The sequence below is a fragment of the Klebsiella sp. BIGb0399 genome, assembly GCF_003752615.1.
Classification (GTDB): Bacteria; Pseudomonadota; Gammaproteobacteria; order Enterobacterales; family Enterobacteriaceae; genus Klebsiella; species Klebsiella lignicola.
The window spans coordinates 506055-516947 of the sequence record NZ_RKHT01000008.1 but is presented as its reverse complement, the minus strand read 5'-3'; the positions used below and the strand labels follow the sequence as shown (position 1 = coordinate 516947).

The window sequence follows — 10893 nt, the reverse complement described above, 5'->3', positions numbered from 1 at the left end:
GGCAGCAGGAACGGCTTGTCAATCGCACGCTCTGGTTCCGGGATGTAAGAATCCAGGTAGCCAGCCAGCTCAACGATCTTAGCTTCCCACTCTGCGTCGCCTTCCAGCGCTTTCAGAGCAGAACCACGGATGATCGGAGTGTCGTCGCCCGGGAAGTCGTACTGAGACAGCAGCTCACGCACTTCCATCTCAACCAGTTCCAGCAGCTCTTCGTCATCAACCATGTCGCATTTGTTCAGGAACACGATGATGTAAGGAACGCCTACCTGACGACCCAGCAGGATGTGCTCACGAGTCTGCGGCATCGGGCCGTCAGTCGCAGCAACAACCAGGATCGCGCCGTCCATCTGCGCAGCACCGGTGATCATGTTTTTAACATAGTCGGCGTGGCCCGGGCAGTCTACGTGTGCGTAGTGGCGAGTCGGGGTGTCATATTCAACGTGGGAAGTGTTGATGGTGATACCACGAGCTTTTTCTTCTGGTGCGTTATCGATCTGGTCGAATGCACGAGCAGAACCACCGTAGGTTTTAGCCAGAACGGTAGTGATTGCAGCGGTCAGAGTAGTTTTACCATGGTCAACGTGGCCGATAGTACCGACGTTGACGTGCGGTTTTGTACGTTCAAATTTTTCTTTAGACACGGCTATATTCCTTACTATAGTGCTCTCCCCATCAGGAGAGAGCACGGGATTTTGGTTTTAACCCTACGGCTTATTTACCACGGGCTTCAATTACGGCCTGAGCAACGTTGTTCGGCGCGTCATCATACTTCAGGAACTCCATGGAGTAAGAAGCACGACCTTTGGTCAGAGAACGCAGCTGAGTTGCATATCCGAACATTTCAGACAGCGGAACTTCAGCATGAATCTGTACGCCAGTAGCGTTAGATTCCTGGCCTTTCAGCTGACCACGACGACGGCTAAGGTCACCGATGACATCACCAGTGTTCTCTTCCGGAGTCTCTACTTCAACCTTCATGATTGGCTCAAGCAGAACTGGTTTCGCTTTCTTAAAGCCATCTTTAAAGGCAATAGAAGCAGCCAGTTTAAACGCCAGCTCAGAGGAGTCAACGTCATGGTAAGAACCGAAGTGCAGACGCACACCGAGATCAACTACCGGGTAACCTGCCAGCGGACCAGCTTTCAGCTGTTCCTGGATGCCTTTATCAACGGCCGGGATGTATTCGCCAGGAATTACACCACCTTTGATGTCGTTGATGAACTCGTATCCTTTCGGATTTGAGCCCGGCTCCAGTGGGTACATGTCGATCACAACGTGACCATACTGACCGCGACCACCAGACTGCTTAGCATGTTTACCTTCGATATCGGTAACTTTAGAGCGAATCGCTTCGCGGTAAGCAACCTGAGGTTTACCGACGTTCGCTTCAACGTTGAATTCACGCTTCATACGGTCAACGATGATGTCGAGGTGCAGTTCACCCATACCGGCGATAATGGTCTGGTTAGATTCTTCGTCAGTCCATACGCGGAATGACGGGTCTTCTTTAGCCAGACGACCCAGAGCCAGACCCATTTTTTCCTGGTCAGCTTTGGTTTTCGGTTCAACAGCGATGGAGATTACCGGCTCCGGGAATTCCATACGCTCCAGAATGATCGGCGCATCTGGGTTACACAGGGTGTCACCAGTAGTTACGTCTTTCAGACCGATAGCTGCGGCGATATCGCCCGCGCGAACTTCTTTGATCTCTTCACGTTTGTTAGCGTGCATCTGTACGATACGACCGAAACGCTCACGTGCGGATTTCACGGAGTTCAGGATGGTATCACCAGAGTTAACCACACCGGAGTACACACGGAAGAAGGTCAGGTTACCCACGAACGGGTCGGTAGCAATTTTAAATGCCAGAGCAGCAAACGGCTCGTCATCGCTAGCGTGACGCTCAGCCGGAGTGTCTTTACCGTCGTCCAGAATACCGTTGATCGCAGGTACATCAACCGGGGATGGCAGGTAATCAATTACCGCATCCAGCATCGCCTGAACACCTTTGTTCTTGAACGCAGAACCACAGGTTACCAGGATGATTTCGTTGTTCAGAACGCGCTGACGCAGAGCTTTCTTGATCTCTTCTTCAGTCAGTTCTTCACCACCCAGGTATTTCTCCATCAGCTCTTCTGAAGCTTCTGCAGCGGACTCGATCAGGTTCTGGTGCCATTCATCAGCCAGATCCTGCATGTCAGCCGGAATATCTTCATAAGTGAAGGTAACGCCTGCGTCTTCTTCGTTCCAGTTGATGGCTTTCATTTTCACCAGGTCAACAACACCGGTGAAACCTTCTTCAGCACCAATTGCCAGCTGCAGCGGAACCGGAGTCGCGCCCAGACGGGATTTGATCTGACCAACAACTTTCAGGAAGTTCGCGCCCATGCGGTCCATTTTGTTAACGAACGCAATACGCGGAACTTTATATTTGTTTGCCTGACGCCATACGGTTTCAGACTGTGGCTGAACACCACCAACTGCGCAGTAAACCATTACTGCACCATCAAGCACACGCATGGAACGTTCTACTTCGATGGTGAAGTCAACGTGCCCCGGGGTGTCGATGATGTTAACGCGATGCGGTTCATACTGCTTAGCCATACCAGACCAGAATGCAGTAGTCGCTGCGGAGGTGATAGTAATACCACGCTCCTGCTCCTGCTCCATCCAGTCCATGGTTGCTGCGCCGTCATGAACTTCACCGATTTTGTGGTTTACACCGGTGTAGAACAGAATACGTTCGGTAGTAGTGGTTTTACCGGCGTCGATGTGCGCACTGATACCGATGTTACGGTAGCGTGCGATGGGTGTTGTACGAGCCATTTGATTCCTCGTTTGTTTCTTTAGGCGTTCAGTTAAGTTATCCAGTACGGGCGACTTACCTGAAGCGCCCGCCTGGTGACTATGACTCCGAAGGGATTACCAACGGTAGTGTGCGAACGCCTTGTTGGCTTCTGCCATACGGTGAACGTCTTCACGTTTCTTAACTGCAGTACCTTTGTTGTCTGCAGCGTCAGAAAGTTCGTTCGCCAGACGCAGAGCCATGGATTTATCACCACGTTTACGAGCAGCTTCTACGATCCAACGCATTGCCAGGGCATTACGACGAACCGGACGGACTTCAACTGGAACCTGATAAGTAGAACCACCTACGCGGCGGGACTTAACTTCGACGGTCGGACGGACGTTGTCCAGAGCGACTTCGAAAGCTTCCAGTTCATTTTTACCAGAACGCTGAGCCAGGGTCTCCAGCGCGCTGTATACGATTGCTTCTGCAGTAGATTTTTTACCATCTACCATCAGGATGTTGACAAATTTTGCCAGCAGTTCTGATCCGAACTTAGGATCTGGAAGGATTTTACGCTGACCAATGACGCGACGACGTGGCATGGAAATACTCCGTTGTTAATTCAGGATTGTCCAAAACTCAAAGAGTTTAGTTTGACATTAATATAAAACGTTTGGCCTTACTTAACGGAGAACCATTAAGCCTTAGGACGCTTCACGCCATACTTGGAGCGAGCTTGCTTACGGTCTTTAACGCCGGAGCAGTCAAGCGCACCACGAACGGTGTGGTAACGAACACCCGGAAGGTCTTTAACACGACCGCCACGGATCAGGATCACGGAGTGTTCCTGCAGGTTGTGACCTTCACCACCGATGTAGGAGGTGACTTCGAAACCGTTAGTCAGACGAACACGGCAAACTTTACGCAGTGCGGAGTTCGGTTTTTTAGGAGTGGTGGTATATACACGAGTACATACGCCACGTTTCTGCGGGCAGGCTTCCAGTGCAGGCACGTTGCTCTTTGCAACTTTGCGTGCGCGTGGTTTGCGTACCAGCTGGTTAATTGTTGCCATTAAATAGCTCCTGGTTTTAGCTTTTGCTTCGTAAACACGTAATAAATCGCCTCATATAATATGAGGACGCAGAATTTTAGGGCGGTGCCGAAAAGGTGTCAAGAAATATACAACAATCCCGTCATTACCAGGCCAATTGCCCGGGATGTTTGATCGACATTCTGACGAAATCAGTATAGCCAACCCTGACGACACTGTCTGAAATTTGACCAGTCAGCCCGCGGGCATCGATGTCATCTTGCAGAACATGAATGGTTATGGGGGCAGACTGCAACATTTCAAGGAAGCGGCTACCGGCGATGGCGGCAGTGACGCCATCCGATAACAGCAGCAGGTCATCCCCGGCGTTCATCAGACGGAGCATGGTGGCGATATCGGCATGCCAGGGAGAAACGCTTAAGGTGTGGAGCATCAGAACCTCAAAACCGCAGAATCACGTTGAAATCATCGAGCCGGGCGCGTAGCGCCTCGGGTTCCAGCCATTCAGCATCGACAATCCACGGTGTAGCTGCATCAAGACCACGGTCACGGACGGAAGCCGCACATATCCAGCAGGCGTCGATGTCATACAAAGACAGCAGCTTAAAGGTGGCGATATAGTCGCGGGCAAGCACCGCTGACGGGGTTTGCCCCGGCAACAGCTGAAAGACACCGTCGCCAACAAAGAAAACGCCCAGCTCATCGGTGAGTGCAGAGGTCGCCAGCAGTGCATCCAGACCTTCCCTGCCGGAAGCCGTGCCGTGCGGCGCGGAAGAAAAAACAAAGGCCACGCGTTTCATCAGAACTGCACCATCCGATCGCAGGTTAAAGACGCTTCGGCCAGCGCGCCCAGGCCGCTCAACGTAAACCCTGGCTGCAGATTATGGCCCGGCAAGCCTAGCTGCTGAGCTTCCCGCTCATCGGTTACGCCACGGCGCAGTGCAGCCGCAACACAAATGTGTAAAGCAACCGCATGTTCGTCATGCAAGCGTTGCCACGCGCGCACCAGGTCAAACTCATCGCTGGCAGGCGCCGTCAGCTGGTTAGCGTTATAGACACCTTCACGATAGAAAAAAATGCAGGCCAGTTCATGACCCTCTTGCAGAACCGCCTGAGCAAACTGCCAGGCACTGCTGGCCTGTTGTGTACCGTAGGCCGGGCCTGTCACCGTAATGGCAAAACGCATTACTTATCCAGCCCCTGGAAATCGCCGCTCTTAAACTGGCGAATGTAGAGGTAGACCGTATGTTTGGAAATATTGAGCCGATCGGCGACCTGGTTAATGGCATCTTTGATATCAAAGATCCCTTTCTCGTAGAGGTTCAGGACAATCTGGCGGTTTTTGGCATTGTTGGACACATTGCGGTCCGCATTGACTTCCTCAATCGTGAACTCAAGCGTTTGTGCGACCAGGTCATCAACAGACGATGCAAAGTTCACCTGCGAGTTCACCTCCGGCGTTTCCGGCGGAATAAAGGTGCTCATGATTTGGGAGAACGGAACATCGAGGTTCATGTTGATGCACAGCAGACCAATGACCCGATGCTCGCGGTTGCGGATAGCAATCGTGACCGACTTCATCAGGACGCCGCTTTTGGCCCGCGTAAAGTAACATTTGGAAACGCTGCTGTCGGCACCCGTCATATCGTGCAGCATCCGCAGCGCGAGGTCGGTAATAGGCGAGCCGATTTGGCGACCGGTATGTTCACCGTTGGCGATGCGGATAGCGGAGCATTTCAAATCCTGTAGGGAATGCAGCACGATCTCACAATGGGAACCAATGAGCATCGCTAACCCGTCCACCACCGCTTCATAGGATTTGAGGATATCGAAGTCGGTCTGGTCGAAAGGACGTTGATCCAGCAGGTCAAGCTCACTGGTTTCGTTGGTTAAAAGCGACCTGGACATGAAAAAAAGCACTCCTTTTCAGGAGCCTGTCATTTTTTACACCAAATCATTCAAGGTGCGTTGCGGCACAAGTCCAGGACAAATTCATCAGCAACGAATTTGACCAGCCAGAAGCTGGCTCAGTAAGAGGCACGACGTCTCTTATGATTCCCGGAGCTGACTCCGATGGTCACCGATATTAGCGGGTGCGGCCAACGTAGATGCAGCTTGAAGGATGAAGTGTAGCTCGTCAGGGCAGGCTCATCATCATTATTAAGCTATCTAAAGTAATACAGCGCTTGAGGCACTTTCCAGTTTTAATTATATCCGCCCCAAATAAAAAAGCCGCCGCCTTTGAGGGCGGCGGCTTAAACCAGATTACTTCTTGGCGTCTGCAGCCGGTGCTGCTGCTGCTGCGTCAGCCGCTGCTTCAGGCTTGGCATCGGCTTTCGGTGCTGGCTTGATATCCAGCAGTTCTACGTCAAATACCAGGGTGGAGTTGGCCGGAATACCCGGTACGCCTGTTTTGCCGTAAGCCAGATCCGGTGGGATGACCAGCTGGATTTTACCGCCTTTCTTGATATTTTTCAGGCCTTCAGTCCAGCCCGGGATCACGCCGTCCAGACGGAAGGAGAGCGGCTCACCACGGGTGTAAGAGTTATCGAACTCTTTACCGTCGATCAGCGTACCTTTGTAGTTCACGACAACGGTGTCGCTGTCTTTCGGTGCGTCACCGGTACCTTCTTTCTCAACTTTGTACAGCAGGCCAGATTTAGAGGTTTTTACACCCTTCTCTTTGGCGAAGGTGTCACGATAGGCTTTGCCTTTCGCGTCGTTTTCAGTCGCGTCTTTTTCCATTTTCTGCTGTGCAGCAGTTTTTACGCGAGTTTCGAAAGTCTGCAGTGTCTGCTCGATCTCTTGATCGGACAGTTTACTCTTGTTGGCAAACGCATCCTGAACACCGGCGATCAGCTGATCTTTATCCAGCTTGATGCCCAGTTTTTCTTGTTCTTTCAGGGAGTTTTCCATGTAACGTCCCAGCGATGCACCCAGCGCATAAGCAGATTTTTGATCGTCATTTTTAAATGCCGCTTTGCTTTCCGTCGCAGGTGCCGCCTTCGCAGCAGTATCAGCCGCAAAGGTCAGCGGTGCATTCAGGGCGACAGCCATTGTGGTCGCCAGCAGCGTTACTTTAAACAGTGATTTCATCCATTTCTCCAGGGCCGGGGCATCTCGCCCCAGGGTTATCGTAAAATGCAAAAGGGGTACTATAGAACGTTGCAGGATAAATCTACATACAGTCGTTCCTGAATATCACCCGTTTTAAGACTATTTTTGTATAAATTAGTTTCCTGCCTTACGCCAGGTTGCTGCACAACTGATGAAAATTCAGTAGAATCCGCCCGCGAAATCCGACAAAAGGGGTAACTCATGCACGATAATACACTGGAGACTCGCCTGGCGGAGTTGGAAAGCCGGCTGGCATTTCAGGAAATCACCCTTGAAGACCTCAACAAGACCGTTACCGCCCATGAGATCGAGATGGCGAAAATGCGCGAGCATATGCGTCTGATGGTCGAAAAACTGAAAGCCACCCAGTCATCGCACATCGCGTCACAGGCCGAAGAAACGCCTCCTCCACATTATTGAGACGTAAAAAAAGCGGGTTTCCCCGCTTTCTGTATCCGGTAGCAGCTATGCTACCGGATTGAATACCTTTAGAATTTCAAGCCACTATCTCGCGACATAGCGGTAACCTGAGAACACCCGACGTACCGGCGTTAACAGCGCGCCTGCGCTTGAAAGACGTCAGGTATTAGTGGCAGCCGCAACCACCGTTACCGCAACCACCTTTGCCATGTTCATGACCGTGGTCGTGATCGTGGCCGTGACCGCCGCAGCAACCATCATGATCGTGGTCATGATCGTGGCCGTGAGCACCGTGTACGTGACCGTGTTCCAGCTCTTCCGCCGTCGCTTCGCGAATCGCAACCACTTCAACGTTGAACTTCAGGTTCTGACCCGCCAGCATGTGGTTACCATCAACCACAACGTGCTCGTCATCAACTTCGGTGATTTCAACCGGTACCGGACCCTGGTCGGTTTCAGCCAGGAAACGCATGCCGACCTGCAGTTCATCAACGCCCATGAAGACGTCTTTAGGAACACGCTGAACCAGGTTTTCGTCGTACTGGCCGTACGCGTCGTTCGCGCCGACTTCTACGTCAAATTTGTCGCCCACTTCATGACCATCCAGCGCATTTTCCAGGCCGGAGATCAGGGAACCGTGACCATGCAGGTAGTCCAGCGGCGCGCTCACCGGAGACTCATCAACCAACACACCGTCTTCTGTACGTACCTGATAGGCCAGGCTGACCACCAGGTCTTTTGCTACTTTCATGATTGCTCCTGAGCATGGGAAGAATAGTGGCGCAGATTGTAACGGAATTCTGCAGCCGTGTACCCTCTAGCTTAAAAAAAGGCGAGCGATAACGCTAGTCCGGATGAAAAATGCCAATCACCTGTTCATCTTTGCGGACATGCTCTTTTGCCTCTTTATCCGCCTCACGCATCTGGTGCCCACACTTAACACACTCAACAATATCGACATTATTTTCACGCCACATCGCCAGTGAATCCTGAGCCTGGCACGTCGGACATTTTGCGCCAGCAATAAAACGTTTACGTACCGCCATCTTTTTATGACCCTTTATTCAAACTCATCCCAGCCATCAAGCTGTCTGCTCTCTTTCTGCATCTCGCGCTGGAAAATCTCCTCCAGCTCCCGGCGTGCTTCCCGCACGCGTGATATCTGCAGCGTATCAGTATTTACCGGCATTAACTCGCGCAGCATTCGCATATCCAGACGACGAAAGTGCAGTTGCGCACGTTGTGCCTGGTGCGGGTGCATGCCGACGGTAATCAGCGCTTTGCGCCCCAACTCCAGGGCGCTGGAAAAGGTCTCACGCGAAAACTGCACCACGCCGGCCTGCAGCAATTCATGGGCCTCAACGCGGCCCCGCGCCCGCGCCAGGATATTGAGATGCGGGAAATGCTGCTGGCACATCTCCACCAGCTTCATAGTATCTTCCGGCTCATTGCAGGTGATCACGATCGATTGTGCCGCCTCGGCCCCTGCCGAGCGCAGCAACTCCAGCTGAGTAGCATCACCAAAATAGACCTTGTACCCATATTTGCGCATCAGATTAACCGCGCTGATATCGCGCTCCAGTACGGTAATACGCATTTTATTGGCCATCAGTAAGCGGCCGATCACCTGCCCGAAACGGCCAAAGCCGACGATAATGACCTGCGGTTTATCATCCTCAACCCACGGCGCCTCATCTTCTTCTTCCGACTGATTAAAACGCCGGGAGAGCACGCTATCTATCAGGGTCATCAGGAGCGGCGTGGTCATCATCGACAATGTAACCGTCACCAGCAGCAGCGCCATCTGATCGTTTTCAAACAGCCGGAGTGAAGCCGGCAGCGAGAACAGTACAAAAGCAAACTCTCCACCCTGGCTCAGCACCCCGGCAAACTGCATTCGTTCCGAGCTTCGCAAGCCATACACTCTTGCCAGGATATACAGCACCAGGCTTTTTACCGCCACCAGCACCGCGACGCTTGCCGCCACCCACAGCAAATGGGTGTACAGCACGCCAAGATTCAGCGCCATCCCCACGGAGATAAAAAACAGACCGAGCAGAAGCCCCTTAAACGGCTCGATAGCGATCTCCAGCTCGTGGCGATATTCGCTTTCGGCCAGCAGCACGCCGGCAATAAAGGTGCCGAGCGCCATCGACAGGCCAAGGGCGTCCATAAACAGAGCCGACCCCAGCACCAGCAACAGCGTTGCAGCGGTGAATACTTCGCGCACACCGGAGCCGGCGATAAAGCGGAAAACCGGCCTCAGCAAAAAGCGGCCGCCAATCAGCATGCCGCCGAAAGCCAGCACCTTCATCCCGATCGTGACCCAGTCAAAATGGTCATCGCCGGGACCCGCCAGCAGCGGTACCAGGGCCAGCGCCGGGATCACCGCCAGATCCTGAAACAGCAGGACGGAAAACCCCAGCTGCCCGGATTCGCTCCGGCTCATTCCCTTCTCACGCATCAACTGTAGCGCCATCGCCGTGGACGACATCGCCAGCCCAATACCGCCGACCACCGCCGCCTGCCAGGAGAAGCCGGTCAGCACCAGCAGGCCGCCGAGAATACCCGCGCTGAGCAGCACCTGCGCCGCCCCCACGCCAAAGATCGAACTGCGCAAGCGCCACAGCTTAGACGGATTCAGTTCCAGCCCGATGATAAACATCAGGAACACCACGCCCAGCTCGGAGAAATGGAGGATCTCATCGACATCACTGATGAATCCCAGCCCCCACGGGCCAATCGCAATTCCGGCCAGCAGATAGCCTAAGACTGCACCGATACCGAGCCTGGCGGCCAGCGGTACCGCAACCACGGCAGCAAACAGAAATAAGACGCCGGCTAACAGCAGATCAGCTCCCGCCATAAATTCCTCCTGCCGTAATGGGATTGGCCAGCCAGTCACGGTAGGCGCGGGCATGACTTTTCAGATCGTCGGGCGATTGCCGGCGAGCCCAGTAGACAATAATCGGACTCATCCAGTGCATGCGACACATGCCGGCCGTCAGCTCAAAGGGCCGCAGAATATCGTTCATCGGATAGCGGTTTGCATCACGTCGGTAGGCACTTTCTGGCTCACCGGTGGTGATCACGCTGCGCCAGTACTTTCCCGCGAGCTGATTTCCTCCGGCACCGCTGGCAAAGCCGCGGCTCAGAACCCTGTCCAGCCACTCTTTCAGTAAGGCCGGGCAGCTCCAGGTGTATAACGGATGCTGGAACACAATCACCTCATGTTGGCGCAGGAGTTCCTGCTCATGGGCAATATCGATAAAAAAATCGGGGTAGTGCGCATAAAGATCGTGCACGGTGACATTAGGCAACTGTAAAGCCGGTTCAAGCAAAACCCGGTTGGCCACGGAATCCTGGGATTCTGGGTGGGCATACAGCAGCAAAACCTTCGCTGTCTGAGACATCATTCCCCTCCCGAATGTCTTTTGGCGGCCTCTAACATGGCTGCGTCCTGACGCAACCAGAATGACTTTGTCTATCGTCTTCGTTTTGGGCTACCATTGCG

The 10893-nt window shown here is 53.1% G+C and carries 14 protein-coding genes; 1 reads left to right on the top strand and 13 read right to left on the bottom strand.

From position 1 onward, the window contains the following. From EDF82_RS20700 to fkpA, 9 genes are all read right to left on the bottom strand, one after another. Positions 1-641, bottom strand: a 641-nt coding sequence (locus tag EDF82_RS20700; protein ID WP_123757372.1) for a GTP-binding protein, incomplete at its 3' end; no start/stop codon positions are given. A 70-nt stretch (positions 642-711) separates the two neighbouring features. After that, entirely contained in the window at positions 712-2826 is a 2115-nt protein-coding gene (fusA, locus tag EDF82_RS20695) for an elongation factor G (RefSeq protein ID WP_123757371.1), read from the bottom strand. A 96-nt stretch (positions 2827-2922) separates the two neighbouring features. Then, complete coding sequence (rpsG, locus tag EDF82_RS20690) at positions 2923-3393, bottom strand: 30S ribosomal protein S7 (RefSeq protein WP_004106370.1); 471 nt, start codon at positions 3391-3393, stop codon at positions 2923-2925. Between the two features lie 95 nt (positions 3394-3488). Continuing rightward, positions 3489-3863, bottom strand: coding sequence for a 30S ribosomal protein S12 (gene rpsL, locus EDF82_RS20685; protein ID WP_002920115.1), 375 nt, complete (start codon positions 3861-3863; stop codon positions 3489-3491). Positions 3864-3987: 124 nt separating this feature from the next. After that, positions 3988-4275, bottom strand: a complete 288-nt coding sequence (gene tusB, locus EDF82_RS20680) for a sulfurtransferase complex subunit TusB (RefSeq protein WP_123757370.1) — start codon at positions 4273-4275, stop codon at positions 3988-3990. A 7-nt stretch (positions 4276-4282) separates the two neighbouring features. Further along, positions 4283-4642, bottom strand: a complete 360-nt coding sequence (gene tusC / locus EDF82_RS20675; RefSeq protein ID WP_123757369.1) for a sulfurtransferase complex subunit TusC — start codon at positions 4640-4642, stop codon at positions 4283-4285. Further along, positions 4642-5028, bottom strand: coding sequence for a sulfurtransferase complex subunit TusD (gene tusD, locus EDF82_RS20670; protein ID WP_123757368.1), 387 nt, complete (start codon positions 5026-5028; stop codon positions 4642-4644). The genes tusC and tusD overlap by 1 nt, the downstream gene beginning before the upstream one ends. Then, positions 5028-5750, bottom strand: coding sequence for a transcriptional regulator (locus EDF82_RS20665; RefSeq protein WP_004868391.1), 723 nt, complete (start codon positions 5748-5750; stop codon positions 5028-5030). The genes tusD and EDF82_RS20665 overlap by 1 nt, the downstream gene beginning before the upstream one ends. Before the next feature lie 357 nt (positions 5751-6107). Further along, positions 6108-6938: an FKBP-type peptidyl-prolyl cis-trans isomerase gene (gene fkpA / locus EDF82_RS20655; protein WP_123757367.1), complete on the bottom strand. Its 831-nt coding sequence runs from the start codon at positions 6936-6938 to the stop codon at positions 6108-6110. A gap of 222 nt (positions 6939-7160) precedes the next feature. Here fkpA and EDF82_RS20650 point away from each other — a divergent pair, with 222 nt between their 5' ends. Further along, entirely contained in the window at positions 7161-7379 is a 219-nt protein-coding gene (locus EDF82_RS20650) for a protein SlyX (protein WP_123757366.1), read from the top strand. Positions 7380-7545: 166 nt separating this feature from the next. Here EDF82_RS20650 and slyD read toward each other — a convergent pair whose 3' ends face one another. The 4 genes from slyD to kefG all read right to left on the bottom strand — a co-directional run bounded on the left by slyD (position 7546) and on the right by kefG (position 10795). Further along, positions 7546-8130, bottom strand: coding sequence for a peptidylprolyl isomerase (gene slyD / locus EDF82_RS20645; RefSeq protein ID WP_123757365.1), 585 nt, complete (start codon positions 8128-8130; stop codon positions 7546-7548). 94 nt (positions 8131-8224) lie between these two features. Continuing rightward, entirely contained in the window at positions 8225-8425 is a 201-nt protein-coding gene (locus EDF82_RS20640; RefSeq protein ID WP_123757364.1) for a YheV family putative zinc ribbon protein, read from the bottom strand. Positions 8426-8439: 14 nt separating this feature from the next. Further along, positions 8440-10245, bottom strand: coding sequence for a glutathione-regulated potassium-efflux system protein KefB (gene kefB / locus EDF82_RS20635; protein ID WP_123757363.1), 1806 nt, complete (start codon positions 10243-10245; stop codon positions 8440-8442). After that, positions 10232-10795, bottom strand: a complete 564-nt coding sequence (kefG, locus tag EDF82_RS20630; protein WP_123757362.1) for a glutathione-regulated potassium-efflux system ancillary protein KefG — start codon at positions 10793-10795, stop codon at positions 10232-10234. Before kefG ends, kefB begins: the two co-directional genes overlap by 14 nt. Positions 10796-10893: the final 98 nt, after the last annotated feature.

Excerpts from the sequence above, each read along its gene's own strand:
- fusA (WP_123757371.1), bottom strand. The coding sequence starts at position 2,826 with ATGGCTCGTACAACACCCATCGCACGCTACCGTAACATCGGTATCAGT.
- slyD (WP_123757365.1), bottom strand. The coding sequence starts at position 8,130 with ATGAAAGTAGCAAAAGACCTGGTGGTCAGCCTGGCCTATCAGGTACGT.
- kefB (WP_123757363.1), bottom strand. The coding sequence starts at position 10,245 with ATGGCGGGAGCTGATCTGCTGTTAGCCGGCGTCTTATTTCTGTTTGCT.
- kefG (WP_123757362.1), bottom strand. The coding sequence starts at position 10,795 with ATGATGTCTCAGACAGCGAAGGTTTTGCTGCTGTATGCCCACCCAGAA.
- tusC (WP_123757369.1), bottom strand. The coding sequence starts at position 4,642 with ATGAAACGCGTGGCCTTTGTTTTTTCTTCCGCGCCGCACGGCACGGCT.
- fkpA (WP_123757367.1), bottom strand. The coding sequence starts at position 6,938 with ATGAAATCACTGTTTAAAGTAACGCTGCTGGCGACCACAATGGCTGTC.
- rpsG (WP_004106370.1), bottom strand. The coding sequence starts at position 3,393 with ATGCCACGTCGTCGCGTCATTGGTCAGCGTAAAATCCTTCCAGATCCT.
- rpsL (WP_002920115.1), bottom strand. The coding sequence starts at position 3,863 with ATGGCAACAATTAACCAGCTGGTACGCAAACCACGCGCACGCAAAGTT.
- tusB (WP_123757370.1), bottom strand. The coding sequence starts at position 4,275 with ATGCTCCACACCTTAAGCGTTTCTCCCTGGCATGCCGATATCGCCACC.
- EDF82_RS20650 (WP_123757366.1), top strand. The coding sequence starts at position 7,161 with ATGCACGATAATACACTGGAGACTCGCCTGGCGGAGTTGGAAAGCCGG.
- tusD (WP_123757368.1), bottom strand. The coding sequence starts at position 5,028 with ATGCGTTTTGCCATTACGGTGACAGGCCCGGCCTACGGTACACAACAG.
- EDF82_RS20665 (WP_004868391.1), bottom strand. The coding sequence starts at position 5,750 with ATGTCCAGGTCGCTTTTAACCAACGAAACCAGTGAGCTTGACCTGCTG.
- EDF82_RS20640 (WP_123757364.1), bottom strand. The coding sequence starts at position 8,425 with ATGGCGGTACGTAAACGTTTTATTGCTGGCGCAAAATGTCCGACGTGC.